The organism is Gracilibacillus sp. D59, from assembly GCF_052246695.1.
GTDB lineage: Bacteria > Bacillota > Bacilli > Bacillales > Amphibacillaceae > Gracilibacillus.
Genome location: NZ_JBQQCK010000006.1, coordinates 57,131 through 83,334 on the forward strand (window position 1 = coordinate 57,131; position 26,204 = coordinate 83,334).

Here is a 26,204-nt window from a genome sequence, read left to right on the forward strand (position 1 = left end):
ACACCTACCTATAGGGAATTCATATACATAAATAAATACCAATAATTAAGGGGAATCAATATGAATTCATATTATAACAATGCTTTTCCATACGCTGGATACTATCGTCCTTCCAATCAGTCTCTTTTTCTTTCAGATATTCAAAAAGCAATCAACGCGGAATATAGTGCTATATCATGTTATGACAAGCTTGCAAAAATGGCACCCAATTCAAAACAAATCAACCAGATTCTCGAAATTCAAAATGACGAAAAGAAACACTTAAAAGATTTTACTAATATTTATGTGAATTTAACAGGTCAGAAACCAACTTACACTATTACAGAAAATTGCCCAAACAATTATAGGGATGGAATTGATTTTGCTTTTAATGATGAGCAGGAAGCTGTGGATTTTTATTTGGATATGGCCGATAGAACTGGAGCAAACATTAAAGAAACATTCACACGTGCTGCCGCAGACGAACAAAATCACGCTGTTTGGTTTTTGTATTTTATGCGTCATAAAACTTAAAAGTGGTTACGCGTTTACTAAAACTAGGGATATCAACTGTAGTAGCCTAAGCAGAAGAAGAGAAAGGACCACTTTAAAAATGGTCCTTTATTCTCTATATGATTGATTGGATGCTATCCCCTTCAACATGATGTTAACACTAAGGTCTATCATTCACGCTTTTACTATTCAATTGGTGATAACTCACTTTCCACTACCCACTTGTGATTTTTTACTTCCTCACCATTTTCAGTAGTAAAATCAACCATATACACAGTTGTTTGCTCTACTGAATCAATTTCAGCAGTAGCACCTTTCATTCCTTCCATATGTGATGCATTTAATGTCACTTCATCTCCAGGTTGATAAGGTTTATCTCCTGCTTTGTCGATTTCTTCATGTATAACCCATTTATGATCTTCTACTCTTTCACCACCATCTGTAGGTGTGTAAGAAACACTATATGTAGATGTGTTATATGCTCCAACAATAGTGGCTTCTTTACCTTTCATTCCTTGCATATGAGCCTCAGTAATAATGGCGTTACTTCCTACTTCATAAACAGGATTTTCAGCTTCTTTTAATCCTTCCGGTACTTCTCTTGAACTGGTGTGACCCATCTTAGCATGGTCCATCTCGTTGTCACCATTTTGATTGGATTCTTCAACCGGAGAGTCTTCTTGAGCACCACAAGCAGATAAAAGGACAGCAATGCCTAATGATAAACTGATTAATATTTTTTTCATATCATTCACCTCGTTATTGTACTTTGTCAGATGTTAGTTCTGACTGGAATCCTTTGAATAGTGTCACCTTAATTACTATATTTTAACACTTTTATTTTTTACATACATAGACTATACTAATAAATAGAACAAACGTTCGTTAGAGGTGTTGGACGATGGATTATAGCTCTTTTCCTAAACATAATGTGCTTTGTATCGACATGCGATCCTTTTATGCAAGTATTGAATGTGTCAAACGCGGGTTGGATCCGATGACAACCATGCTTGCTGTTGTTGGTGATAAAAATCGATCCGGCAGTATTATTCTTGCAGCTTCCCCAGCTTTAAAACAACGGCATGGCGTCAAAAATGTGAGTAGGTACTTCGAGTTGCCTAAAGATCCCGCTATCTATGTCGTTGAGGCAAAAATGGGCGATTACGTTAATATGTCAATGCAAATCACCAAATTGTTGCATCATTATGTTCCCAAAGAAGCGATCCATCCCTATTCCGTTGATGAGATGTGGATTACTGTCGATGGATTAGAACATTTATATGGAAATGCACGCCATGTTGCTCAAATGATTAAAGATGAAATATATGACACGATGGGATTAACCTGTGCGATTGGAATTGGCGACAACAAGTTTTTGGCGAAAGTAGTCATGGATTTATATGCGAAAAAAACCGGGATTGCTACATGTCGTTATCAAGATGTTGAGCGTTTATTATGGCCGGTTCCAATTGAAAAAATATGGGGAATCGGCAGACGACTGACCATACACCTAAATCGTATGGGAATTGTTTATTTGGGACAACTGGCTAACTACCGCTTGGACAGATTAAAAAAACGGTTCGGTGTGATCGGGGAGCAGTTATACTGGCATGCGTGGGGCGTTGATTTAAGCCCTGTTTATGATTCTTTTGGTAACAAGGAAGAACAAAAAGGTTTCGGACACGGTATTACCTTATTACGAGATTACACGGCAGAAGAGACATTAACTTGTATTCTCGATTTATGCGAAGAAGTATGCAGGCGTGCCCGCACCCATCAAAGAGCAGGTAGAACGATTCACTTGGGGATTGGCTATGCCGATAATAGTGGTGGTTTTCATCGCTCACGTTCCCTTCATTTGCCTACTAATGTGACCATGGATATTTATCATATATGCTTACAACTATTTCATCAATTTTATAATCGCCATAGTAAAATTCGTCGTGTCACCGTATCATTGAATAACCTGTATGATGATATCGAGACACAGTTGAATTTATTTGAAGATCAACCGAAAAAAAAGGATATCGGTTATGTAATGGATACAATTCGGGCCAAATATGGATCGACTGCTATTTTACGTGCAACAAGCTATACCGAAGCCGGGATTACAAGGGAAAGAAGCAAAAAAATCGGGGGACATTATGCATAATAAAAAAGACAGCTATTGATTGGAGCAATGCTGTCTTTTTATTTTACGATCAACTAACTTCTCAATCGATGCCTTTGCAGTTTGTTAGTCGCGTTTCGTGGCAGGTGATCACGGAAATAAATCTGCTTCGGGACTTTAAATGAAGCGAGTCTTTCGCGACAATGTACCAGCAATTGATCAGCTGTCACCTTTTCGTTCGCTGTTACTATATAGGCAACAGGGACTTGTCCCCATTTACTATCTTCTATCGCCGTCACTCCCGCTTCTTGCACACCTTTAAATGATAAGAGTACTTCTTCTACCTCAGCTGGATAGATATTTTCACCACCAGAAATGATTAAGTCACTACGTCGATCAACCACAAACAGGAAGCCTTCTTCATCCAGATAACCTAAATCACCGGTATGAAACCATCCATTTTGAAAAGCTTCTTTATTAGCTTGCTCCCGACGATAATATCCTGGTGTTATCATTGGCCCCTGTACAACAATTTCACCAACTTGGTTGGGCTTAGCTCTCGTATTGTCAGCTTGAATTTGCAAGGATGCCGTGAAAAGTGGTTTTCCGGCAGAACCTAATTTTCGGAAAGCATCAGCTTCGTTAAGTGTCACAATTTGCGAACATGTCTCGGTCATGCCATAAGTTTGTACAATCGGAACATGTTTTTCTTTCGCCTTCTCTAATAATGGTTTGGGTGCAGGTCCACCACCTAGCAACATACAACGAAACGAACTCGGATAATAACCATCAGCTAACCGTTCCAACAATCGAGAACAAGTTATCGCTACAACGGAGATAATGGTAACATTCTGCTCCATTATCGCATTGTGTATCTTTTCTTCATCAAATCGCTCTAATAAATAAACCGGCATACCATATATCACACTTTTGAATAAAATCGATAAGCCGCCGATATGGAATAACGGAAGACATGCGAGCCATTTGTCGCTTGGCATCAATCCTAGGTTTAAAGCAGACGCTACTGCACTGGACCAATGGTTGTGATAAGTATGGATCACAGGTTTTGCCCGACCTGTTGTTCCCGAAGTAAACATCATCGAACAAACTAAATCAGAGTCCATATCGGAAGTCAATGTGCACTCCGAAGTTTGAAAAGAATGAATATCAGAAAAAGGATAAGTCGACAAAGTCAACGACTGAACACTCTCCTTGTACTGATCAGCATAAATAACGGTTTTGACATCTGCATCCTCACATTGTACCTGCCATTCTCTAGCAGTTAATCGCGTATTAAGAAAAACCACTGGGACATTTAAATATGTACAAGCCCAAAAAGTAACCACCATATCGATTGAATTGTTCGATAACATAGCGATATGACCTTTTGGATGAATCGAATATATTTTGGAAGCAAATTCACATGCTTTCTCATATAATTCAGCAAACGTCACCGTATCACCATTACTCAACTCGATCGCAATGTTGTCTGGTGTTAAATAAACCCGTTTCGTCAGCCAATGTTCCATTCTTCTCACACCTTCTTCTCAATTTCTAAAAAACCGTGCATCTCCCCGTCTGCGAAGTGGGATACCCTTCAGTGATTCTGCGTGCGGTTGGGTGGACATATAGTACGTTATTTGGTAGGATAACACCCATTTTTCGATGTTGGCGGACATTTAATCCCTTATTGGGTTACTTTTGCTAAAAAACAGCGTTAATTTGGATGAATAGCGGAATAGATGTCCGCCAACATCATAAAAACATCACTTTTGGCACAAATAGCGGAACCAATGTCCGTTCTCCACTACTGAATGAAAAAGAACAGACCAACACATAATGTATTGGCCTTGTTTCATTCTTATGGGAATCTTGGGAATTGTTTAAAGTCCGGCTTGCGTTTTTCTTTAAACGCATCACGACCTTCTTTTGCTTCATCTGTTGTGTAATAAAGCAGTGTTGCATCTCCACCCATTTGCTGCAGACCAGCTAGTCCATCTGTATCTGCATTGAATGATGCTTTCAAGAAACGAAGCGCAGTTGGCGATTTCTCCAGCATTTCTTCACACCATTGAATTGTTTCTTCTTCTAATTTTTCAAGAGGTACTACGGTATTAACCAGCCCCATATCCAATGCTTCTTGTGCATTATATTGACGGCATAGGTACCAAATTTCTCGGGCCTTCTTATGACCAACAATACGCGCTAATAAACCAGCACCATAACCAGCATCAAAGCTTCCAACTTTCGGTCCTGTTTGTCCAAAAATTGCATTATCTGCTGCAATTGTTAAGTCACATACAACATGTAATACATGACCGCCTCCGATTGCATAGCCGGAAACCATTGCAACAACTGGTTTTGGAATCACACGGATTAAACGTTGTAAATCTAACACATTCAGACGAGGAACTTCATCTTCACCTACGTAACCGCCATGGCCACGAACTTTCTGATCTCCTCCGGAACAGAATGCTTTATCTCCTGCACCTGCAAGCACGATTACACCGATATTAGAATCATCACGTGCATATGTAAAAGCATCAATCAATTCATTCACCGTGTGAGGACGGAATGCATTACGTACCTCTGGGCGATTAATCGTTATTTTGGCAATTCCATTATACGTTTCATATAAAATATCTTCATAAGTGCGTTCATTTTCCCATTCTACTGTCATTTGATGACCTCCTCTAAGAAATAAATTCCTCTATTATTGTACCAAAAATTTGCGTTTGTTCCACATGAATTGCATGTCCAGCCTGATTAATTATTTCTAATCGGCAATTTGAAATCAATTTTTCCATCTGCTGGTTTATCTGAACAAACTTCTCATCCCATTCACCAACTACTAGTAAAACAGGCATTTTTAACTGATCAAGAAGATTCCAGCATGACGACATCATACCTGTTCCCATCGTTAATAACGAATGTGCTAATCCTTCTTTCGATTGCGATAATCGCTCATTGCGAATTTTTTCCTGTATTTCGACAGCTAATTGTTTTTGGGAAGCGAATAGTGGTATGTTCTCCCATCTTTCAACAAATGCTTCTAATGAATGACTAGAAATATAGTCAGCAAGTTCATGATCTTTCTGTTGTCTTGCCTGTCGCTCCTCCTCCTTTGCTAAGCCAGGTGAAGCACTTTCCAGCGTTAATGTTCTCACCATTTCCGGATAACGGCAAGCAAAGGATAAAGCAGTCCTTCCTCCCATTGAATATCCGACAAGATCGAACTGTTCCAAAGTCAATTGATTAAAAATTTCATATAAATCCTTGCAGCAGTCATCCATCGAATTCACTTTAGCCTTCGTATAACCATGCCCCGGCAAATCAATAACGATCAATTGTTGGTTAGGCAAAAAAGGACGTAGCGCTTGCCATGTTTGCACAGAGCCAGTGAAACCATGCAACAGCACAACAGGCTGTCCATCGCCAAAGCGTTCTACCCAATAGTTATCAATATACATCTCTATTTTCCTCCAAAATAGCCAATATATGCTCTTCAATCTCCTGCCATTTCGTTTGGTGCCATGTTACATTTTCATTTCGGTCGGTTTTTACTTCTATTAACGAAACACCTTCCTGTTGGTAACTAACTTCTAGAGCATTTAAATAGCCTGACCATTTTTCAACTGTATAAAAATCAAAGTCATAAAGCGCTGCTACCTTATCGAATTCAATCGACTGTGGTGTACCAAATAACATTTCATAATGAGGACTTCCCTCTTTCGCTTGTGGTAGAAAGGAAAAGATGCCTCCACCTTGATTATTAATCAATACAATTGTCAAATTAAGCGAGTAATTTTTCGTCAATAATAACCCATTCATACTATGTAAAAACGAAACATCACCGATCAATAAAGTCACACGTTTTCCACTAGTCGCCATGCCAAGTGCGGTAGAGATGATGCCATCAATGCCATTAGCCCCACGATTCGCATGAATGCTGACCGTTTTATTTGTCGACAACCAGAAAGTATCGACATCTCGAATCGGCATACTATTACCGACAAATAATACACTTTCATCAGGGATAACGGTTTGAATACCACGAACAGCTAAACCTTCTGTTAAAACATCCTGTTCTTTCATCAATACTTGTTTGGCTGACTCATTCAACTTTTGCCAAGTATGTAACCAACCATTATCAAATGATAATGAAAGGGTTGCTAACTGATTTGCTATATCAACCGGATTCCCGTACAAATAATGTGCACTCTTTACAGAAGGGTTCCGGAATGCAACATCTTCATCGATAATATATTGCTCGATATTATTTTCCTGTAAAAGTTGCAGTACAGGCTTCGAAACAGGCATTGCACCAAAACGGACGATGAAATCCACATTGATGAGTTCTCTTACTTTTTTCGACTTTAAGATACTGTCATAGCTTTCTACTACAACATTTTCTCCATTTGGACACCTTAAAAAGGATAGCGGATCTGCGAGTACAGGTAATTTCCATTTTTTTGCTAAAGCTACAATCGCAGTAGCTAAATCAGGATAGTCATGCGGTCCACATACAATAATTCCTCGTTTTTTATCTTGTAATTGATGCTGAATATCCGTTAATAACTGCGTAGAAACCCGAGTTTCATCAAATTTAAAGTGATTTGTATCTACAGCATCCTCTCCCCAAATTCCGACTAAGCTGAAGTCAGGAATAAGTGGTTCGCGAAAAGGAAAATTGAGATGTACCGGTCCTTTCACTTGATATAACGAAGTATGCACTGCTCGGTCAGCATGATTTCTTGCATATTGCAGCATGTTTGGTGTCGCTTCAGGCAGTGCCATTTCATGAAACCATTTAACATTGTCGCCATAGATCTTGATTTGATCAATGGCTTGTGGAGCACCAACATCACGTAACTCATGTGGTCGATCCGCTGTCAACACAATTAAAGGAATACGACTATACGAAGCTTCAATAATTGCTGGATAATAATTAGCAGCAGCCGTACCAGAAGAACAGACAAGTACGACTGCTTTTTTTGTTTGCTTTGCGATACCTGTTGCAAAAAATCCTGCAGAACGTTCATCTATATCTACCCATATATTAAAGTGATTATACTCTGCAAAGATGAGAGACAATGGTGTCGAACGCGAACCCGGAGAAATGACAATATCACGCACACCACTTTTATAAAGCTGATCAACGAAATGACCAACATACTTGGTTAAAGACTCAACTTGATTCATAACTATCCTCCCAAAGCTTGTAACATCGGAGTGAATTTAATATTTGTTTCCTGATACTCAATTTCAGGATCTGAATCCTGGACAACTCCACAACCAGCAAATAAGGATGCTTTATCTCCGGATACAAGTGCAGATCGAATAGCTACTGCAAATTCCCCATCAAAATGCTGATCAAACCACCCGATCGGCGCTCCGTACCACCCACGTTCCAGCTGTTCAAATTCTCGAATGAACGCTAGTGAGCTTTCTCGTGGAAATCCGCATAATGCGGGTGTCGGATGGAGCTTTTCGACAACATCTAATAATGTATAGCCTTCATCTAATTCCGCTTCTACAGGCGTAAATAAATGTTGCAGATTTTTTAAAGGATATAAGACTGGCTCCTCTGGTATTTTGACATACTTAGCAAAGGAACGAACTGCTTCTTTGATCATGTCTACCACAAATTGGTGTTCATTCCGGTTTTTCTGATCTTGGAGTAACTGCTCGCCAAAATAGTTATCTTCTTCCTTTGTCTTCCCACGTGGAGCTGTCCCGGCTAGACAGGTAGAAAATAACTGTTGATTATCTACTTTCACTAGGCGTTCAGGTGTTGCACCAATAAAGCAAACATGATCCTTTTCCCAGGCAAAAATAAAACTGTTCTTCTGGGTTTTCTGTAAACGGTCGAGGACTTGTCCAGTATCACAAACTTCATCAAATTCAATTTGTAATTCTCTTGCTAAGACAATTTTATCTACCTGTTGTAAATTTATAGCTGTTGTCGCTTTTGTAACAAGTTTTTTCCATTCTGCAGGATCTACTTCATGTTTTAACACAATTTGGTTTTTCTGACACGCTGGCTTGTGTCCATGTAATAACTGATTCTTTCGCGTAATAAGATCTGCTGCAAGTTGGTCGATTTTGCTTCCTTGCTCAACATAAACAGTCGTAGTTAAAAATGATTTATTTTTATCTATCGTTAACAGAAAAGTTGGAACACGGAATTGGTTGCCATTAAATCCTTCCCATAATTCCTCAACTTTCTCTTTTGCATCAAATGGAAAACCACCAAAAGCAATCGGGCCTGTCTTATATTGATCGTACGGATTGACAATCCAACTATTTTTCATCGTTTGTTTCCATTTTTCTTTTAAATCTTGATAAGAAGCATCATGGTCATGAAAAAGCTTGGCTTCTCCAATGCCAACAAATTGAGTTTTCTGATCTGCGCTAGACCAATAAATACGGTTTTCTTCTATTGTTTTACCAGCCTGAAAGAAATCAATCGGGTCGATCCACTCTATTTGTTCCGTAACACTAACAAAGGTTGGTGCCGATTTATCTATAGATTGTTTCTGTGCTGATTGTAAAACACCATCTATCTTTATTTCCTTTGTTTCAATCATTAATAAACCCTCCAATATAATAGGGCATTTTTCATAAACGCTATTCATTATAGTATAATTTGCACTATTTTTAAAGATAATAATATGTTCTTTAGAGTATTACCCTTTAATAGTATAACAAAAAACTTATCTTTGGTGATGAATATTGTTTATCACGGTGCTAACCGTCTGTAATATCCCCATTTTAACTCAAGGATAATTTTTGAGAAAACAGACGCTAACACCCTAATAAGTTTCGCAAATGATCAGCGAGGGACCCACTGATCATAGTCTCACTTTATAACAATAGTTTGACACATATTTAAGTATTCACTAAACTTATAATGTTACTTAATTTTTATCAAGGAGATTTCTTACAATGGAAACAAAATCAAACCATTTAAATGAAAAACCTGGATTACATATATGGTGGAGGTTACTTAGACCACATACATTGACTGCTTCCTTTATCCCAGTGTTTGTCGGAACAATGTTAGCGGTATTGGATGGTAGTTTCCGACCATTATTATTTGTTGCTATGTTAATTGCAGCATTGTTGATCCAAGCAGCAACCAATATGTTTAATGAGTATTACGATTATGCGAGAGGATTGGACAACGAAAACTCTGTCGGCATTGGTGGTACCATTGTCAGAGATGGTGTCAAAGCTATTGTCGTACAAAGGTTAGCATTTGTCTTTTTCGGAGCCGCAATTTTGTTAGGTGTATATATTTGTATGGCATCCAGCTGGTGGATCGCTGTTATAGGTAGCATAAGCATGTTAATCGGCTATTTATATACAGGTGGACCGATCCCGATTGCCTATACACCTTTCGGAGAAATTTTTTCTGGATTTTTAATGGGAACCGTTATTATCGGGATTAGTTACTATATTCAAACATTAACAATCACATGGCAGGTAATCGTCATTTCTATTCCGATTGCAATTTTTATTGGCTGTATCCTTTTATCTAACAATATTCGGGATTTGGATGGAGACAAAGAAAACGGCCGAAAAACGATTGCTATATTAATTGGGAGAGAGCGAGCCATTTTTCTTTTGTCCAGCTTAATGTTACTTAGCTATGCTTTAACAGCTGCTTTTATTATCACCGGACTATTACCAATTTATAGTGTCATTAGTTTGTTAAGCATACCGAAAGCTCGCCTGGCAGTGCGTACTTTCCAAGCCAATACAACAAATGTTGGAATGATTCCTGCTATGGTTGCCACTGCTAAAACTAATACGATCTACGGCGCACTGATCGGATTATCATTATTATTACAAATAATTATTCCATTGCCATTGTAAACTGGAGGAAACTGTATGGACAACACCTTAATGGAAGCATTACAAATGGAAATAAAGGAAAAATCAAAAGATCTCGTCTCGATTGCCATGCCGATTACTGGAAAAGTCAAACAACCTATGGGATTTCTGCATGGTGGAGCAACAGTGGCACTTGCAGAGACGGCTGCCAGCATTGGTGGTATGGAACATGTGGATGCACTTGCTCAAGCAGTTGTGGGTATTGAAATAAATTGTAATCATCTAAGAGCAAAGAAGGATGGAGTTATTGTTGCTAAGGCGACTCCTGTTCATATTGGAAAAAGGACGATGGTGTGGACTATTAATGTAGAGGATGAGGACGAGGAATTAATTGCGATTTCTCGTTGTACATTAGGGATCATTAATCAATAAATAAAAAAATCGAGCCACTTTGCTCGATTCTTTATTTTTTTTGTATCCAATTTTTAAGTTTGGTGAAAATCAGTGCAAAAATGGTACCTACTATTATTCCTTTTATCAGGTTAAATGGCAGGATACCAATAAGTACCGTGTTTAGCTTTACATCTTTGGACATTTCTTCCCAGCCCATAAACCAACTATATGCTGGGATAAATAGGAAATAATTTAGAATGGACAAACCAATCGTCATGAGTAGTGTACCAATTCCTAATCCGATGAGCACACTTTTCATGGAACGGTATTTCATATACATGAAGCTTACCGGGACCACGTAAAACATTCCAGCAAAAAAATTGGCTAACGCACCAATTGGGTCTGAAATGGCTGTTACCAAAACATACAAAACATTTTTAATGGCTACAACAACCACTCCTGCGACTGGTGAGAAAAGAATTCCAGCAATCAAGGCCGGAATATCACTTACATCTATTCTCAAATAAGCTGGAATAAATGGAAATGGTAAAGGAAAATTTAAAAACATTAATAATACCGATATTGTTCCCATAATCGCCATAACAATTAAACGATAGAGATTACTTGTTTGCACAGATGATGAATTCAAAAGGTTACCTCCCCATCGATCTCATAATTTAATCGTATGGTTTTTAACATATTATGTCAACACATTTAATCATCTAGCGGATTTAAACTTTCCTTTCCAGTCATACTTGTGATCATTTCCACCAATAATGAAATTTCCTCTTCAATATCTTTTATACTTGCTGTTTCAACAGGTGAATGCATATATCGTAATGGTAGTGAGACTAAACTAATCGGAACTCCTTTACCAGTTAAACGCATTTTATCAGCATCTGTCCCTGTATGTCTTGGTGTTAATTCATATTGTACATCGATACCTAATTTTTTGGCATTCTTCTCTAATAATTGATTTAATTTACGGTTAATCGGTGCTCCTTTCGCCAGGACTGGACCAGCTTCTAAGCGAATATCACCATGTTTTCGTTTATCAACAGACGGGTAGTCAGTAGCAAATGTAACATCTAATGCTAATGCTGCATCCGGCTTAAGACCTGCCGCTGCAAAATAGGCACCACCCATGTTTGTTTCCTCATTCACAGTACTTACACCATAAACTCCTATATTAATATTTTTATCTTCAAGCCTTCTCATAACTTCTGCAACGATAAAAGCACCTGTGCGATTATCAAGGCCCCTTCCTGAAACATAGCGGTTTTTTAAGACTTCAGATTGTCGACGATATACTACTAAATCCCCGACTTGGATATCAGCCTCTATTTCTGATTTATCTTTTGCTCCACAATCTATAAATAGATCTTCTACGTCAAAGTCACCTTTTATTCCACCATGATGCTGAGCATTAACGCCGATAACCCCTGGTACATGTTTTTCCTGACCCAATATTTCAACTTTCATGCCAATGGCAGACTTTGGATTAATACCTCCCATTTTGGCAACATAGACAAAACCATTTTCATCAATACGATTAACAATAAAAGCAACCTCATCACTATGCCCGGCCAAAAGCAAATGAAAATCTGCCTTTTCATTTTTTACGGCAATTACATTTCCTGCATGATCGGTACGTATTTCATCGACAAATGGCTCTACATATTTTATCCATTGTTTCTGAATTTCCATCTCCATACTTGATGGTGATGGTGTATGTAACAATTTTTGTAAAAATGCGATTCTCTCTTTCTCCATAATAAACATTCCTCCTATTAGAATAAGGTAATATAAGTTGTTTACACTATAAGTAAAAAAAGGTGATCATATGCTTTGGAACAAATGGGTACAATTGTACTTCCACCTTCCAATTATTGTACGGCTGTTATTAAGTGTGACAATATTAATGTTTAGCTTTGGATATCTTATCCATTTAATCGAACCTAACCATTTCCCTTCCACTTTTGACGGAATTTGGTGGGCGTTTGTCACTGGTTCAACCGTAGGATATGGCGATTACGTTCCACTTAGTTTTCTCGGAAAAATTTTAGCTATCCTGTTAATTTTAGCCGGTGGTGGATTCGTTACATTTTACATGGCCACCCTATCAGCAGGTACGATTAAACACGAACAAGATTTATCAGAAGGAAAAATCTCTTATAAAGGTACGAATCATACTATCATTGTTGGTTGGAATGAACGTACAAAACAATTAATTGAAATGTTTGATAATCATAAGCTCGATACAGATATAGTATTGATTGATCATACTTTAAATAAATTGTCCTATAAGGACCACCAGATGCATTTTATTAATGGGCAACCTACTACAGATAAAACATTACAAAAAGCCAATATTGAACAAGCAAAATTTGTGATTATTACTTCTGACCCGACCTTGACGGAAGAAGAAGCTGACCGGCAAACAATTTTGAACATTATTGCAGCTCGCGGCAATAATCCTACCATTCATATCATTGCAGAAATTTTAACTGAAATGCAACGAAAGAATGCGATTCGGGCTGGTACCGATGTAGTAGTCCGTTCTAATAATTTTATGAGTTCCTTATTTTATCAATCACTGTTTCAGAAAGATCCCCAAGTTACTGATATTATAGCAGAGACACTAGAAGAACAACAATTTTGCTCTGAGTTAATTAATAGAGAATTGATTCAGAAAGATTTTTATTTTTGTGCTCAGCAATTTTTAGCAGAGAGGAAATGGTTAATCGGATTGATTCGGGAAAATAAAATGATCTTACATCCCGATTTCGCTTTACATATGAAAGAGGGAGATTCATTGATATATTTACAGCCATTCGAACATGTCCAACAACAGTAGTAAATACATTATCAAAGCTAAAACCCATTTCATGTATAGAAATGGGTTAAGTTAGTACTTAGATTGTTTTTAATCTGCTAAATGTGTAAGTAATACTTCCAAGTTTTGCAATACGACTTTTCCTTTTTCAATATAATTAGATGGAATATCAGCATCTTTTTCTGATGGTGCCTGGAATTGATTAAAGGAAGCTTGTATGACACTGCTTTCTGCATAAGAGTCAACATCATCCTGATAACGGTGAGTCAGTAGATATGGTTTATCCATTCTAATTACTGCGGCATCCTGTTCTATCTCCCCTCTTACAGAATGAAAAGGGATGCGAAGAAAATGGTAGCCGCCATTATTAGCTAGTTTATAATCAAAATAGCCGTGATCATATTCCCACGCTCCGCCCAGTGCATACCCTTCCTTTTCTAGTACATTTTTTACTTGTTGATAGGAATATACATTATTCTCAATAGTCGAATCTAATTCGTACAACGGATTCACCCCTTTGTCACATAGGGTGCCCTTGCAAGAAGAAAATATGTTAAAAAACCGCCTATCCTATATACTTTAGTACATGCTATTAAATACTATCTATTATATAAAAAGGGCTATCCTTAAAGTATTTGCTTTAGGACAGCCCTTTTTATTTTCTATAAACGTTTTTCTAATTTTTCTTTTTCTTCTTCAAAACCTGGTTTACCAAGTAAGGCAAACATATTTTTCTTGTACGCTTCAACACCAGGTTGGTCAAATGGATTCACACCTAATAAGTATCCACTGATCGCACAAGCTTTTTCGAAAAAGTACACGACATATCCAAATGTAAATGCATCTAATTTAGGGAGATGGACAAGTAAATTCGGTACTTCCCCATCAGTATGTGCCAGTAATGTACCCTGGAATGCTTTCTCATTAACAAAATCCAGTGTTTCACCAGCTAAATAATTTAATCCATCTAAGTCTTGTGCTTCTTTTTCAATCGTGATGTTTGATTTTGGTTCTTCTACGTGAAGAACGGTTTCGAAAATATCACGGCGTCCTTCTTGTACATATTGACCTAATGAGTGAAGGTCAGTCGAAAAGTTAGCAGAAGATGGATAAATGCCTTTGAAATCTTTCCCTTCACTTTCACCGTAAAGCTGCTTCCACCATTCAGAAAAATATTGAAGTGCTGGTTCATAGTTGATAAGCATTTCAATTGTTTTCCCTTTATTGTATAGAACATTACGTACAGCTGCATATTGGTAAGCAGGGTTTTTCGCAAGATCCGCTTCACTTAATTCTACTTGAGCCTTTTGTGCACCTTGCATCATTTCATCGATATCTACTCCACTTACTGCGATCGGTAATAAACCTACTGCTGTAAGAACAGAGTAACGCCCACCTACATCATCTGGAATCACGAAGCTTTCGTATCCCTCTTCGTTCGCTAATGTTTTTAGTGCACCTTTTGCTTTATCAGTTGTAGCATAAATGCGTTTCTTCGCTTCTTCCACACCATATTTTTCCTCAAGAAACTTACGGAAAATGCGGAAAGCAATCGCTGGTTCTGTCGTCGTACCACTTTTAGAAATAACATTAACAGAAACATCTTTGTCTTTTAATACATCAAATAGATCGTTAATATAAGGAGCGCTAATGCTATTTCCAACAAAGAATACTTGTGGTGTATTACGTTGTTCTTTGGCTAATTCATTATAGAAAGAATGGTTAAGCATTTCGATTGCTGCGCGTGCTCCTAAGTATGAACCACCAATACCAACAACTAAAAGCACATCAGAATCAGATTTAATTTTTTCAGCTGATTTCTTTATACGGGCAAACTCTTCTTTGTCATAGTCAGTTGGAAGGTCTACCCAACCTAAAAAGTCATTCCCTGCACCTGTTTTGTTATGTACCATTTCATGTGCTAATTTTACCGGTTCTTTCAGGTACTCTAATTCATGTTCCCCGAAAAAGGCTAATGCTTTCTCGTAATCAAAGCGTACATGTGTCATGTTTTTGTAACCTCCAATAATTATTCTCACTATTTAAATGTACCGAATCCTGTACATTAAATCAAGCAATGCAATAAGTAATTTTTAAAACCTTCTGAATTGATAAAAAATTAAGAGGCTGAGACAAATCAATTTTTCCAATCCAAAGACGAATGATGTAAAGAATTACAATGAATATAAGAAGGATTATGTGTAGTAACTGATGCAACAATTGGTCAAAGTGGTAATTTTGACATGTGTAAAATGGTTGAGCGATCTTTGCTTGGAAAAGTTAGCTGAAGATAAAACCCCACGGAAAGACCAGCGGGTATCCGAAGCGAATGTTTAGCAGTTAAAACCGTTTCAAAATTGGCACCAGAATTACGGGGTATTATCTTTCTATTAGGTAATTGAAAAATCCGAACGATATCAATTTTTAAACGTAGAAATTCGCATAATCGTTCGGATATTATTTTTATAAAATCTCTTTTGTCCCAGCCTCTTTATTACTCTGATTGTTTAATCCATTCTTTCAGCTTGTCCTTCAGTGTGTTAAATCCATGTTCTCCTTCTTTTTCCGAGATGGGATTAGTATTGCGATCAGCTTGATTTTCGGGCTCTAACGCACGGATTGATAATGCATATTTGTTTTCACTTTCATCAACTTCAATTATTTTAACTGTTACTTTATCTCCTTCTTTTACATGGTCTGAAATATCTCTTACAAAACCGTTTTTAACTTCAGATATATGAATTAAACCCTGTACTTCCTCACCGATCGAGACGAAGGCACCATAAGGTTGAACGCCTGTAATTACTCCTTCTACAATATCTCCTATTTGAAATTCATCTGACATAAATCCAACTCCTCTAAGCATTTTCTTACCAATTAATTACTCTTTAAACATTAAGTAATGTTAGCATACTTAGGATAAAAATAGCAAAAGAAAGCTGTGCTCTTCAAGCTAAATAAAACATCATAAAAATTTTTTCAAAAAAAAGGTTTAACAAATATGAAAATGGGCAATTTATAAATATGTAAGACTTTCTCGTATTCCCCCTGGATAGCAAAGCGATCCGTCGCTTTGCTTATTTTTTTATCAAAGTAAACAGTTTTTATCTAAATGACCCTAGCTAAGTGAGGTTACATCATATGAGAAGTACAATTCCATTTAAAGGACATATCATCAGCTTCACTTTTTATAAAAACTCTCTCAAGCCAACCCTTATCATGCTTCATGGTTTTTTAGCCTCTACATATTGCTTTCGAAAGCTAATTCCCTTATTACAAAGGGACTTCCAAATCATTACCATCGATATTCCACCCTTTGGTGAAAGCGAAAAATCCAATACTTGTTTATTTTCTTATGATCATATGGCAGATGCTATTAAATTTATAATGGATAACTTTTTTATCAGTAAAGCTATTTTTCTCGGTCATTCAATGGGTGGACAAATTTCCTTAAGGTTTGCTTACAAATACCCTGATCGTATCAATCAGTTATATTTATTAGCACCATGCAGCTTTATGAAACATTCACCTATGTTCGCCAAATTAATATGTCATAATCCATTATCACCTTTTATTGCAAGAAGATTGTTAAAGCGAAAAGGAGTTTATGAAATGCTCAGGCATTCGATTTATCACGATAACCTCATCACAGATGAAATGTTGGAGCACTATAAACAACCCTTTCTGGACAAAAATATATATCCATGTATCATAAAAATTTTAAACGACCACCAGGGCGACTTATCTGAACAAGCACTCTCAACCATTAAAGCCCCAACCAAAATTATTTGGGGGAAAAACGACGAAATTATTCCCTACGAAATCGGATACGAACTCATTAGATACCTGCCAAACGCAACACTAACAACACTAGATCAAGCTGGTCATCTCCTTCCAGAAGAATACCCTCATCATATCGTCAAAATGGTTAGTCAGTAGGAAAGAGGCTATGTCCATCTTTCCTACTAAGTCGAGTATTAGACTTTTCTTTAAGTGGGCGGTATGATGGAATAGAATTACAAGAAAAGTTATGAAGGGAGTGCAAAAATATATGACATTTTCTTTTGATAAACAAATTGAAAGACGAAATACAAGGGCAGTCAAATGGGATTTAGTAAAAGCACTTTACGGATCGGAAGATGTTTTACCAATGTGGGTAGCTGATATGGATTTTGAAGTTCCACCAGCTGTAAAAGATGCGTTGATAGAGCGTGCTAAACACGGTGTATTTGGCTATACTTTTACCGATAATGCACTTCAAGATACGATCACCGAATGGCTAGAATACAAACATGATTGGAAAGTAAAAAGTGCTTCGATACAATATAGTCCCGGTGTGATCGCAACATTATATATGGCCATCCAAACTTTCACGGACAAAGGAGATAAAGTTCTGATTCAGACCCCTGTATATCCTCCTTTTTATGACATCGTTAATAGACATGAACGTGAATTAATAAAAAATCAACTCATTGTTCAAGAAAACCGATATGAGATTAATTTTGAAGATTTTGAAGCTAAATTACAACAGGGAGTGAAAGCATTTATTCTCTGTAATCCGCATAATCCGGTTGGTCGTGTCTGGACACAGGCAGAATTAGAGAGGATTGTAGCACTATGTAAAAAATATAATGTCCTAATTCTTTCTGACGAAATCCATGCTGATCTGGTCTATCAACCAAACAAACATATCCCGGTCGCTAAGATCGATGAAGATATGACAGATCAGATTATTACGTGTATGTCACCAACCAAAACATTTAACTTGGCAGGATTACAAGTTTCCTATGCAATCGTACCTGATAAGCAGAAACGTGATGAACTGGAAAAGACCTTCCATAAACAAGGAATGCATATTCTGAATACAATGGGGATAACTGCTTTAGATACAGCCTATAATAATGGACGAGAATGGCTCGATCGATTACTCGACCAATTACAAACCAATATAAACTATGTGGATAAAGCATTTGCTAATCATCCAGAAGTTAACGTATTCCGTCCTGAAGGTACATATTTAATATGGCTTGATTTTCGTGAACTTGGCCTTTCACAAGAAGAATTAAAAGAATTTCTACAAAAAGAAGCTAAAGTTGGGTTAAATGACGGTGCCTCATTCGGCGAAGAAGGGACAGGTTTTATGCGGATGAATATTGCTTGTCCTTTTGAAATTGTCCAAGAAGGTACAACCCGAATTATAAATGCGTTGAAAAAATAAGAAAAAAGGTTTGTGGTACACGCGTGACTCGATGAAGACCTTTCATCATCTAAAGGGTTAAAGTTGTCTTGTTTTGGCGCATGGAAGCAAGATATCTCTGTCATTTTTAGCTCACAAAGAAGAGTAAGCGATTGAATGCTTACTCTTCTTTTTCTTTATTAGTTTCAGTTGGATCAGTTGGTTTTTCTTCCTCTGTTGCTTCATCTAAAGATATGACCCCACAAACGACTCGATCCCCTGCATTACCTGCAGGTTGTGAAACCCCATCATCCTGTCCTTCATGAATTATAATCGAGGTACCATCTTCTCTCAACAATGACTTATTCCCATCCATTAAGGTCGCACCCGGAAGTTCAAACTCTACATCTGCCGTGCCATCCGCCTCTATTTCTAAGTTAGGCATATCACCTAGATGAGAACCATCCGGATGCATGAGACCATGTTCGTTTCCTTCAGGATTAAAATGATTGCCGGCAGATTGAAAATCCGGCCCTTCACATTTAGCATATTCATGAATGTGCACACCATGCATTCCTTGCTCTAGGCCTTCCACCTTAACTTTAACTGTCACCTTGCCTTCTTGTTCCTTGAATGTAGCAGTTCCTACAGCATCTTTATCCGCATTATATAAACGGACATCTAATGGAGAGCGATCCTCCGCTTGGCAACTTGTAAGGATTATAAGCATTGTTAAACAGAAACAAAATAATACATACCATTTCATATTATCTACTCCTCTTTACGTATCCATTTACTATTATGGACAAGGAGAAGTAATCTTAATCAGTCTTTCAAATCGTCGTATTTTTGTTTCCATTTCTCTTCTTCTTTTTTGGATGCTTTCTTAATAAAATGCATGGCAACAAAAGCACCGATTACAAAGATCATTAAGCTAATTACAGCTGGGATATATAACGATTTATCTTCTGGAAAATAGAGAAATTCCATCATCATGCATCACTTACCTTTTATAAAAAATGATTTATAAGTTCTTATTATAACATAAAAAAAAGCTAGTATTAAAAACTAGCTTTTTTCACTTTATTCTCCTAGATGTTCTGCAATTGTTTCAGCAATTCCTTCAAGAGCTTGATCCTCATCATTACCATCAACAGTAATACGAATTTCCGCTCCTTTAGGAACTCCTAGTGACATAACACCCATGATGGATTTTAAATTTACTGTTTTACCATTATAATGTAATTCCACATGCGATTCATATTGTCCAGCTTTATTTACTAATAAAGTAGCTGGTCTTGCATGGATTCCCGTGTCACTTTGAATAGTAAAAGATTGTTCTTTCATAACAACAACTCCTCCTCATCGATCGATCATCATTCAACAGTTAACTAATTGCCCTAAATTGTGAAATGACTAACTAACACTATTATATACGATAACAACGAATTAAGAAACTAAAAAAAGAAAAAATTCCGCAATCGTTGAAATGGATTACAATTTATATGAAAAGGATACTATTTGTATTTCGATTTTCAGTATGATATTTTCTAATTATAAACATTTTGCCTAAAAGGAGGCCTACAACATGAGTGTACATATTGGAGCAAATAAAGGAGACATTGCAGATACTGTCTTACTTCCAGGAGATCCATTACGAGCTAAATATATAGCGGAAAATTTCTTAGAAAATGTAAGTTGCTATAATGAAGTACGCGGGATGTATGGTTTTACAGGAACATACAAAGGAAAGGACATTTCTGTTCAAGGTACAGGTATGGGTGTTCCTTCTATTTCCATCTATGTAAACGAGTTAATTCAAAGTTATGATGTACAAAATTTAATACGTGTCGGAACATGCGGCGCAATCCAGAAAGATGTGCAAGTACGAGATGTTATACTTGCGAGCACCTCTTCTACAGACTCGCAAATGAACAGAATGGTATTTGGTGGTATTGATTACGCACCAACCGCTAATTTTGATTTGCTGAAAAAAGCATATGACACAGGTGTAGAAAAAGGACTTTCTCTAAGAGTTGGGAATGTATTCACTAGCGATAGCTTTTATCGTGATAACATGAAAGAATTGTTAGAATTGCTCGATCAATATAATGTGTTAGCAATTGAAATGGAGTCAACTGCATTATATACATTGGCAGCTAAATACAACCGTAATGCATTATCCGTTCTAACAGTTTCTGATCATATTATTACAGGTGAAGAAACTACTGCAGAAGAACGTCAAACGACTTTTAATGACATGATTGAAGTATCACTAGATGCGGCAATTAAATAGCAATAAAAGATGAGAGCTATCTTTGTTCTCATCTTTTTACTATTAAAACTATGTTAATTGATGATTAATCGATACTAAAGACGTAAAAGCTATGCTATAATAGTAAAGAAAATGCATACATATCTAAATTCGTGTACTACTCATTTATCATTCCATCAAGGATACCAAGATATCCACCTAAGAGACAGAAAGGATGTTCTAATTGGAGCTTTTCGATAATTTCCCACTTTGGGCAGCTTTGCTTGCGATTACTTTTGCCCAAACCATTAAAGTTCCCTTACATTTTATCGCAACGAAAGAATTTAAACCTGGCTTAACATTTAGTACAGGTGGGATGCCGAGTAGTCATTCTGCTGCCGTTACAGCTGTTGCCACAGGAATTGGAATGGAACACGGTGTATCATCAGGACTATTTGCCGTATCTTGTGTGCTAGCTATTATTATTATGTTTGATGCAACTGGCATTCGTAGACAAGCTGGAGAACAAGCTATTTTGTTAAACACGCTAGTGAAAGACTTCCACCATTTTGTTACCGAAGCAAAAGGCTGGTCTAAAAAAGGAGAATACGAGAAACAGAAAGAATTAAAAGAACTCCTCGGACATCAGCCAATTGAGGTGTTCTTCGGTGGATTAACAGGAGTCCTTTTAGCCTTCTTAATTTACCCGCTTTTTTAAATCCTGCTTAAAATAAAAACAGCCAAACGGCTGATTTTTATTCTACACTATTTTGGATAAACAATTAGTCCTGTTCAATCATAAGTCATCTTACAACTTATATAGTTATACTATCAAACTAAACAAAAGGAGTGAGCTAATACTTGGCTCACTCCTCCATTTTTTCATTCTGCTTTATACCGATGTCGGAATACCTGTAATGATTCTGTATTATTCAACGATGCCAATACTTCTTCGGTTAAATGTCCAGTTCCATATTCAATCACATACACATCTACTGTTTTTTTCCCCCATTTTTCATACACATCTTTTACTGTTGGGTAGTATAAATCAATCTTATTACCTTTAATGGCACCACCCTTATCTGCTACTATACCATATCCATAATCAGGTACATATAAAATCGTGCCAATAGGATAAACACTTAAATCTGCCGCAATTGTGGAATATAAATCACGGGTAACTTTGACTCCAGAATACGTCACGCCATAAGCAGGATGATCCGGAGTTTTCCCAGTCGATTCCACACCAGCTGTATAACCTGTAGCTACAACCTTATGTTTCTCATATTGACTTAAATCTAAAGTTTCTTCCAGGGTTGATGGTGCTGTTATTTCTTCACTTGAAATATAAGTGACAGGTTTATTTATGTGCTTGACAAATTTCTTTTTCTTGGCTAGAATTTCTCGGTCTTGCTGATAACTTATATCAAGTGAATCATTGCTGTCGTCTGCTAAGCTATTAAACACTTCTTGCGCTGATACATTAGATACCATGGTGAAACTAGACATTAATGCCCCTAACAGTAGAGTAATCATCAATAGAGTTTTTGAAATTTTCCATAAAAACATAAAAGATCACACCTCTCTAGGTGTAATCTTTTCCACTAACAACAGGAAATATACATTTGTCTCGTTTTAGAACATTTGATAACCGTTTTTTCTTAGAAACTTAATGACAATCCCCGAAACTATCGTACCGATAAAGCCAGATGATAAAATAATTGCATCTTGCACACCTAAGGTGATCAATTCATTCCACAGTGTCGAAAATGCATATCCTGGATCAGTAAAATATGTAGAAAACGGAAACGTATCAACAATAAACATAACAATAACCGGAAAAACAAACGCCATTAACCATGTTTGGCGTAAGATCATGTTAAGAATAAAGCTAATGCCAAAAAATAAAACAAAAAATAAAAGAACAGAGATAAAAAGTTGAATCATTCGAATACTCCTCTTCGATCATATCAAAATCAATAACTCTTCTTATTTTATACTGCTATGTAGACTTGTGCAATAAAGTTCATTTTTTTGTAATAAAAATTAATTCCATTCACAAACTTTATAACAGCTATAACCACAGTATACATAAACTGCGAAGTTATACTTTTTAGATTTGCTTTCTTCTATTCTGAATGTCGATGAGTGCTGCCATTCGCTCCGGCAGAATGCTCCGCTTTTACCCAAAGGACATAAGTCAACATCTGCTCAAGTTAGCTGAAGCCATGCCCACGGAAAGTGAGTATCTTTCCGCAGCTTAGAATGGGTTTTCTAAAAAATCGACAGGAAAGCCAATGAATTTAGTTCCATAAGTTCTGCTCTATCAATAATCAAAACACTAAAAATAGCGCAGTATTCTGCCGAATCGGTATTCCAGCACTCAGCAATAAAAGAATGGAAGAAAGCTACTCTAAACAAAATTTTCATTATTTCTCAGTTTTTAACCACTGTTTTAAAGGACAAACATTTAAAAAGCAGAGGAGTTATCCTCTGCTTTTTACTAGTGATTATGAAAAGAAGTTAAATTTACCTTTTTTCAATAATAGTCCTACACCACCGATTTTTAATAGCGCACGATTATCAATGACTTTCTTCATGAAAGAAGCAGTCCATCCAAAGATTTTCTTGCCTCCAAAAATCGATCCCATTGCATCTTTATGCCCAAGTGAACATACAGTTCCTCGGTTAATAAATTCGAAAGGCTCTAATTCGCCGCCTTTTACAAGTGCGACTAAATTGTGTGCACATACTTCTGCTTCTTGCATAGCAATTTGAGCAGTTGGTGGATATGGACGATCAATTTCTTTATTCCAGATTAATGCACAATCACCAACAACGAACACATCTTCATGTGATGGAGCACGCAATTCTGGTGTAACCTGCACTTTACCACGATTATCTTCTAATGTGGATTCCTCTACTAAATGGTTGGCACGTACACCAGCAGCCCATACTGTAGTCATAGTTGGAATATCTTCTCTTTCATCATTTTGTTCTATAGTGATTCCATCAGCTCGAACCTCTTTTAAGAATGCACCAAGTTTAAATTCCACTCCACGAGCTTCCAGTGAGTTCATTGCATATTCAATTAACTCTGGATCAAATCCTGGCATAATTGTATTCATCGCTTCTACTACGATGACTCTTACTTTACTGCGATCGATGTCATATTCTTCGCAAAGTTCTGGAATACGATTTGCTAATTCTCCAACAAACTCAATTCCAGTGAAGCCACCACCGCCGACAACAATATTTAATCGTTCTTGCTTTGGTTCAGCTTCATTATTATACATCGCAAATTGATAATCAATATGTTCACGAATTTGACGCGCTTTATTAATGCTTCCAATCGTAAGTGCGTTTTCTAATAAACCAGGAATACCAAATGTAGCAGCTTCAAAACCTAAAGCAACTACTAGATAGTCATACTCCAATATGTTACCATCTTGCAATTCAACTTTTTTCTCATCTGGTTTAATCGCTGTTACCGTATCTTGCACAAAGTTAATCTTCGCTGAGTTAATAAGGTCAGATATTCTGACACGGCTACGGTCATGATGTAATGTACCTGCTGCAGCTTCATGTAACCAAGTTGATTCATAGTGGTAATCATTCTTGTTTACAAGAGTAATGTGTGCATCATTGACACCTAATTTTTTTTGTAGCTTGGCTACTGTCGTAAGCCCACCATAGCCTGCTCCCAAAATGACAATTTTCGGTTTATTCATCTTTCTCACATCCATTTAAGTATTTTTTTTGTTGCAACTATTCGTGATGTATTTCACGTACAATCACATAATAATACATATGTCTAAATAATTAGTCCATAGTATATGTTAGACCTTTTTACGACATTTTTCAACCCTTGATTTTTAAATTTCGTAATTTTTTTAACCTCTTTTCTAGATTTGGCAGAATTTACGAAAATTCAATTCCAGCCTTGTAAAAATGACATAATAGACACTATTATGTTAAAATATAAGGCATTGATGTAAGCATTAGGGGGAATCTAAATATGTCTAAAGAAGTTTATGATATAACGATAATCGGAGCAGGACCTGTCGGATTGTTTACAGCTTTTTATGGTGGCTTAAGACAATCCTCAGTTAAAATAATCGAGAGTTTACCACAGATTGGTGGTCAGCTCAGCGCATTGTATCCAGAAAAATATATTTATGATGTTGCTGGCTTTCCCAAAGTTCGTGCACAAGAGCTCGTTGATAACTTAAAAGAACAAACGGATTTATTTAAACCTGAAATTGTCTTAAATCAATCCGTCGAACGTGTAGAACGAGTAGATGAAGAAACACTCAGAATTACAACACCGACAGAAGAACATTTTTCTAAAGTAATGATTATTACTGGTGGAAATGGTGCTTTTCAACCGAGAAAATTAAATATAACTAATGCAGAACATTTTGAGGATAAAAACCTTCACTATTTCGTGGATAATATGGATAAATTCCGAGACCAACGTGTTGTATTATTCGGTGGAGGCGACTCAGCCGTCGATTGGGCATTAATGCTGGAACCAATTGCAAAAGAAGTGACATTAGTACACAGAAGAGATTCGTTCCGTGCACATGAGGCAAGTGTGGAGAATTTAATGAATTCTAATGTGAATATTTTAACACCGTATGTACCAGAAAGTCTGATTGGGCAAGATCAAATAGATCAAGTTCGATTAAAAGAAGTCAAGGGTGACAAAGGAGTCGTATTAGATGTGGATCATGTGTTAGTTAATTATGGGTTCATTTCTTCTTTAGGACCAATAAAAAATTGGGGATTGGAAATTGATAAGAATAGTATTGTAGTTAACTCAAAAATGGAAACAAATGTCCCAGGCATCTATGCTGCGGGTGATATTTGTACGTATCCTGGTAAAGTAAACTTAATTGCTGCCGGATTTGGTGAAGGACCAACTGCAGTTAACAATGCTAAAGCATATATGGATCCAAAAGCGAGAATTCAACCTAAACACTCAACAAGCATGTTTTAATAAAAAGCATCGAGCAAATTAGCTCGATGCTTTTTATTTAGGTCAATTATCTATTTTTAAGGTAGATGCATACAATGATAAAAAATGCTAAAGGTGATGAAA

The 26,204-nt window shown here is 36.9% G+C and carries 27 protein-coding genes; 10 read left to right on the plus strand and 17 right to left on the minus strand.

Annotated features, from left to right (window positions below; translation table 11 throughout):
* The first annotated feature begins 60 nt into the window (after nt 1-60).
* Nucleotides 61-513 (plus strand): ferritin-like domain-containing protein, encoded by a 453-nt coding sequence (locus ACTWP4_RS11745; RefSeq protein WP_443128958.1) that lies wholly within the window; start codon nt 61-63, stop codon nt 511-513.
* Nucleotides 514-677: 164 nt separating this feature from the next.
* Here ACTWP4_RS11745 and ACTWP4_RS11750 read toward each other — a convergent pair whose 3' ends face one another.
* The gene (locus ACTWP4_RS11750) at nt 678-1,238 is read right to left on the minus strand and encodes a DUF1541 domain-containing protein (RefSeq protein WP_443128959.1); all 561 of its coding nucleotides are present in this window, start codon (nt 1,236-1,238) and stop codon (nt 678-680) included.
* A 155-nt stretch (nt 1,239-1,393) separates the two neighbouring features.
* Between ACTWP4_RS11750 and ACTWP4_RS11755 the strand changes: the two genes are divergently transcribed.
* A complete protein-coding gene (locus ACTWP4_RS11755) occupies nt 1,394-2,644 on the plus strand; it encodes a DNA polymerase IV (RefSeq protein ID WP_443128960.1) in 1,251 nt (416 codons plus the stop codon).
* 53 nt (nt 2,645-2,697) lie between these two features.
* Here ACTWP4_RS11755 and ACTWP4_RS11760 read toward each other — a convergent pair whose 3' ends face one another.
* From ACTWP4_RS11760 to ACTWP4_RS11780, 5 genes are all read right to left on the minus strand, one after another.
* A complete protein-coding gene (locus ACTWP4_RS11760) occupies nt 2,698-4,140 on the minus strand; it encodes an o-succinylbenzoate--CoA ligase (protein ID WP_443128961.1) in 1,443 nt (480 codons plus the stop codon).
* Nucleotides 4,141-4,463: 323 nt separating this feature from the next.
* The gene (gene menB / locus ACTWP4_RS11765) at nt 4,464-5,282 is read right to left on the minus strand and encodes a 1,4-dihydroxy-2-naphthoyl-CoA synthase (RefSeq protein ID WP_443128962.1); all 819 of its coding nucleotides are present in this window, start codon (nt 5,280-5,282) and stop codon (nt 4,464-4,466) included.
* Between the two features lie 13 nt (nt 5,283-5,295).
* Nucleotides 5,296-6,072, minus strand: coding sequence for a 2-succinyl-6-hydroxy-2,4-cyclohexadiene-1-carboxylate synthase (gene menH, locus ACTWP4_RS11770; RefSeq protein WP_443128963.1), 777 nt, complete (start codon nt 6,070-6,072; stop codon nt 5,296-5,298).
* The gene (menD, locus tag ACTWP4_RS11775; protein WP_443128964.1) at nt 6,062-7,804 is read right to left on the minus strand and encodes a 2-succinyl-5-enolpyruvyl-6-hydroxy-3-cyclohexene-1-carboxylic-acid synthase; all 1,743 of its coding nucleotides are present in this window, start codon (nt 7,802-7,804) and stop codon (nt 6,062-6,064) included. Before menD ends, menH begins: the two co-directional genes overlap by 11 nt.
* 2 nt (nt 7,805-7,806) lie before the next feature.
* Nucleotides 7,807-9,192: an isochorismate synthase gene (locus ACTWP4_RS11780; RefSeq protein WP_443128965.1), complete on the minus strand. Its 1,386-nt coding sequence runs from the start codon at nt 9,190-9,192 to the stop codon at nt 7,807-7,809.
* 358 nt (nt 9,193-9,550) lie between these two features.
* Between ACTWP4_RS11780 and ACTWP4_RS11785 the strand changes: the two genes are divergently transcribed.
* Together ACTWP4_RS11785 and ACTWP4_RS11790 are read left to right on the plus strand one after the other, a co-directional pair.
* Nucleotides 9,551-10,483, plus strand: coding sequence for a 1,4-dihydroxy-2-naphthoate polyprenyltransferase (locus ACTWP4_RS11785; RefSeq protein ID WP_443128966.1), 933 nt, complete (start codon nt 9,551-9,553; stop codon nt 10,481-10,483).
* A 15-nt stretch (nt 10,484-10,498) separates the two neighbouring features.
* Entirely contained in the window at nt 10,499-10,873 is a 375-nt protein-coding gene (locus ACTWP4_RS11790) for a PaaI family thioesterase (protein WP_443128967.1), read from the plus strand.
* 31 nt (nt 10,874-10,904) lie between these two features.
* On the opposite strand, the gene ACTWP4_RS11795 is transcribed toward ACTWP4_RS11790, so the two are convergent.
* Nucleotides 10,905-11,483: an ECF transporter S component gene (locus ACTWP4_RS11795; RefSeq protein WP_443128968.1), complete on the minus strand. Its 579-nt coding sequence runs from the start codon at nt 11,481-11,483 to the stop codon at nt 10,905-10,907.
* A gap of 65 nt (nt 11,484-11,548) precedes the next feature.
* Nucleotides 11,549-12,607: a M20/M25/M40 family metallo-hydrolase gene (locus tag ACTWP4_RS11800; RefSeq protein WP_443128969.1), complete on the minus strand. Its 1,059-nt coding sequence runs from the start codon at nt 12,605-12,607 to the stop codon at nt 11,549-11,551.
* 70 nt (nt 12,608-12,677) lie between these two features.
* Between ACTWP4_RS11800 and ACTWP4_RS11805 the strand changes: the two genes are divergently transcribed.
* Nucleotides 12,678-13,691: a potassium channel family protein gene (locus ACTWP4_RS11805; protein ID WP_443128970.1), complete on the plus strand. Its 1,014-nt coding sequence runs from the start codon at nt 12,678-12,680 to the stop codon at nt 13,689-13,691.
* Nucleotides 13,692-13,760: 69 nt separating this feature from the next.
* Here ACTWP4_RS11805 and ACTWP4_RS11810 read toward each other — a convergent pair whose 3' ends face one another.
* The 3 genes from ACTWP4_RS11810 to yugI form a co-directional block, all read right to left on the minus strand.
* Entirely contained in the window at nt 13,761-14,174 is a 414-nt protein-coding gene (locus tag ACTWP4_RS11810) for a YugN family protein (RefSeq protein WP_443128971.1), read from the minus strand.
* A 158-nt stretch (nt 14,175-14,332) separates the two neighbouring features.
* Nucleotides 14,333-15,679 carry a glucose-6-phosphate isomerase gene (locus ACTWP4_RS11815; protein WP_443128972.1) on the minus strand — a complete coding sequence of 449 codons (1,347 nt, stop codon included), beginning with the start codon at nt 15,677-15,679 and terminating at the stop codon, nt 14,333-14,335.
* A gap of 485 nt (nt 15,680-16,164) precedes the next feature.
* On the minus strand, nt 16,165-16,515 hold the full coding sequence (gene yugI, locus ACTWP4_RS11820; protein ID WP_443128973.1) for a S1 domain-containing post-transcriptional regulator GSP13: 351 nt from the start codon (nt 16,513-16,515) through the stop codon (nt 16,165-16,167).
* Between the two features lie 296 nt (nt 16,516-16,811).
* On the opposite strand from yugI, the gene ACTWP4_RS11825 reads away from it, so the two are divergent.
* Together ACTWP4_RS11825 and ACTWP4_RS11830 are read left to right on the plus strand one after the other, a co-directional pair.
* Nucleotides 16,812-17,609: an alpha/beta fold hydrolase gene (locus ACTWP4_RS11825; RefSeq protein WP_443128974.1), complete on the plus strand. Its 798-nt coding sequence runs from the start codon at nt 16,812-16,814 to the stop codon at nt 17,607-17,609.
* A 112-nt stretch (nt 17,610-17,721) separates the two neighbouring features.
* Nucleotides 17,722-18,888, plus strand: a complete 1,167-nt coding sequence (locus ACTWP4_RS11830; RefSeq protein WP_443128975.1) for a MalY/PatB family protein — start codon at nt 17,722-17,724, stop codon at nt 18,886-18,888.
* 139 nt (nt 18,889-19,027) lie between these two features.
* On the opposite strand, the gene ACTWP4_RS11835 is transcribed toward ACTWP4_RS11830, so the two are convergent.
* From ACTWP4_RS11835 to ACTWP4_RS11845, 3 genes are all read right to left on the minus strand, one after another.
* The gene (locus tag ACTWP4_RS11835; RefSeq protein WP_443128976.1) at nt 19,028-19,612 is read right to left on the minus strand and encodes a superoxide dismutase family protein; all 585 of its coding nucleotides are present in this window, start codon (nt 19,610-19,612) and stop codon (nt 19,028-19,030) included.
* A gap of 59 nt (nt 19,613-19,671) precedes the next feature.
* Entirely contained in the window at nt 19,672-19,842 is a 171-nt protein-coding gene (locus tag ACTWP4_RS11840; protein ID WP_443129160.1) for a hypothetical protein, read from the minus strand.
* Between the two features lie 87 nt (nt 19,843-19,929).
* A complete protein-coding gene (locus ACTWP4_RS11845; RefSeq protein WP_443128977.1) occupies nt 19,930-20,193 on the minus strand; it encodes a phosphocarrier protein HPr in 264 nt (87 codons plus the stop codon).
* Between the two features lie 241 nt (nt 20,194-20,434).
* Here ACTWP4_RS11845 and deoD point away from each other — a divergent pair, with 241 nt between their 5' ends.
* Both deoD and ACTWP4_RS11855 read left to right on the plus strand, forming a co-directional pair.
* The gene (deoD, locus tag ACTWP4_RS11850) at nt 20,435-21,142 is read left to right on the plus strand and encodes a purine-nucleoside phosphorylase (protein ID WP_443128978.1); all 708 of its coding nucleotides are present in this window, start codon (nt 20,435-20,437) and stop codon (nt 21,140-21,142) included.
* Nucleotides 21,143-21,344: 202 nt separating this feature from the next.
* Nucleotides 21,345-21,818 (plus strand): divergent PAP2 family protein, encoded by a 474-nt coding sequence (locus tag ACTWP4_RS11855; protein WP_443128979.1) that lies wholly within the window; start codon nt 21,345-21,347, stop codon nt 21,816-21,818.
* Between the two features lie 164 nt (nt 21,819-21,982).
* Here ACTWP4_RS11855 and ACTWP4_RS11860 read toward each other — a convergent pair whose 3' ends face one another.
* From ACTWP4_RS11860 to ACTWP4_RS11870, 3 genes are all read right to left on the minus strand, one after another.
* Nucleotides 21,983-22,669: a 3D domain-containing protein gene (locus ACTWP4_RS11860; protein ID WP_443128980.1), complete on the minus strand. Its 687-nt coding sequence runs from the start codon at nt 22,667-22,669 to the stop codon at nt 21,983-21,985.
* A gap of 66 nt (nt 22,670-22,735) precedes the next feature.
* Nucleotides 22,736-23,047: a YuiB family protein gene (locus ACTWP4_RS11865; RefSeq protein WP_443128981.1), complete on the minus strand. Its 312-nt coding sequence runs from the start codon at nt 23,045-23,047 to the stop codon at nt 22,736-22,738.
* 563 nt (nt 23,048-23,610) lie between these two features.
* Complete coding sequence (locus ACTWP4_RS11870; protein WP_443128982.1) at nt 23,611-24,831, minus strand: NAD(P)/FAD-dependent oxidoreductase; 1,221 nt, start codon at nt 24,829-24,831, stop codon at nt 23,611-23,613.
* Nucleotides 24,832-25,118: 287 nt separating this feature from the next.
* Here ACTWP4_RS11870 and ACTWP4_RS11875 point away from each other — a divergent pair, with 287 nt between their 5' ends.
* Nucleotides 25,119-26,102 carry an NAD(P)/FAD-dependent oxidoreductase gene (locus ACTWP4_RS11875; protein WP_443128983.1) on the plus strand — a complete coding sequence of 328 codons (984 nt, stop codon included), beginning with the start codon at nt 25,119-25,121 and terminating at the stop codon, nt 26,100-26,102.
* The last annotated feature ends 102 nt before the right edge of the window (nt 26,103-26,204 follow it).

Coding starts and splice junctions, on each gene's coding strand:
- ACTWP4_RS11860 (WP_443128980.1), bottom strand. CDS start 22,669: ATGTTTTTATGGAAAATTTCAAAAACTCTATTGATGATTACTCTACTG.
- menB (WP_443128962.1), bottom strand. CDS start 5,282: ATGACAGTAGAATGGGAAAATGAACGCACTTATGAAGATATTTTATAT.
- deoD (WP_443128978.1), top strand. CDS start 20,435: ATGAGTGTACATATTGGAGCAAATAAAGGAGACATTGCAGATACTGTC.
- ACTWP4_RS11830 (WP_443128975.1), top strand. CDS start 17,722: ATGACATTTTCTTTTGATAAACAAATTGAAAGACGAAATACAAGGGCA.
- ACTWP4_RS11845 (WP_443128977.1), bottom strand. CDS start 20,193: ATGAAAGAACAATCTTTTACTATTCAAAGTGACACGGGAATCCATGCA.
- ACTWP4_RS11745 (WP_443128958.1), top strand. CDS start 61: ATGAATTCATATTATAACAATGCTTTTCCATACGCTGGATACTATCGT.
- ACTWP4_RS11750 (WP_443128959.1), bottom strand. CDS start 1,238: ATGAAAAAAATATTAATCAGTTTATCATTAGGCATTGCTGTCCTTTTA.
- ACTWP4_RS11780 (WP_443128965.1), bottom strand. CDS start 9,192: ATGATTGAAACAAAGGAAATAAAGATAGATGGTGTTTTACAATCAGCA.
- ACTWP4_RS11840 (WP_443129160.1), bottom strand. CDS start 19,842: ATGATGATGGAATTTCTCTATTTTCCAGAAGATAAATCGTTATATATC.
- ACTWP4_RS11815 (WP_443128972.1), bottom strand. CDS start 15,679: ATGACACATGTACGCTTTGATTACGAGAAAGCATTAGCCTTTTTCGGG.
- yugI (WP_443128973.1), bottom strand. CDS start 16,515: ATGTCAGATGAATTTCAAATAGGAGATATTGTAGAAGGAGTAATTACA.
- ACTWP4_RS11790 (WP_443128967.1), top strand. CDS start 10,499: ATGGACAACACCTTAATGGAAGCATTACAAATGGAAATAAAGGAAAAA.
- ACTWP4_RS11865 (WP_443128981.1), bottom strand. CDS start 23,047: ATGATTCAACTTTTTATCTCTGTTCTTTTATTTTTTGTTTTATTTTTT.
- menD (WP_443128964.1), bottom strand. CDS start 7,804: ATGAATCAAGTTGAGTCTTTAACCAAGTATGTTGGTCATTTCGTTGAT.
- ACTWP4_RS11785 (WP_443128966.1), top strand. CDS start 9,551: ATGGAAACAAAATCAAACCATTTAAATGAAAAACCTGGATTACATATA.
- ACTWP4_RS11825 (WP_443128974.1), top strand. CDS start 16,812: ATGAGAAGTACAATTCCATTTAAAGGACATATCATCAGCTTCACTTTT.
- ACTWP4_RS11805 (WP_443128970.1), top strand. CDS start 12,678: ATGCTTTGGAACAAATGGGTACAATTGTACTTCCACCTTCCAATTATT.
- ACTWP4_RS11800 (WP_443128969.1), bottom strand. CDS start 12,607: ATGGAGAAAGAGAGAATCGCATTTTTACAAAAATTGTTACATACACCA.
- ACTWP4_RS11875 (WP_443128983.1), top strand. CDS start 25,119: ATGTCTAAAGAAGTTTATGATATAACGATAATCGGAGCAGGACCTGTC.
- ACTWP4_RS11835 (WP_443128976.1), bottom strand. CDS start 19,612: ATGAAATGGTATGTATTATTTTGTTTCTGTTTAACAATGCTTATAATC.
- ACTWP4_RS11755 (WP_443128960.1), top strand. CDS start 1,394: ATGGATTATAGCTCTTTTCCTAAACATAATGTGCTTTGTATCGACATG.
- ACTWP4_RS11870 (WP_443128982.1), bottom strand. CDS start 24,831: ATGAATAAACCGAAAATTGTCATTTTGGGAGCAGGCTATGGTGGGCTT.
- menH (WP_443128963.1), bottom strand. CDS start 6,072: ATGTATATTGATAACTATTGGGTAGAACGCTTTGGCGATGGACAGCCT.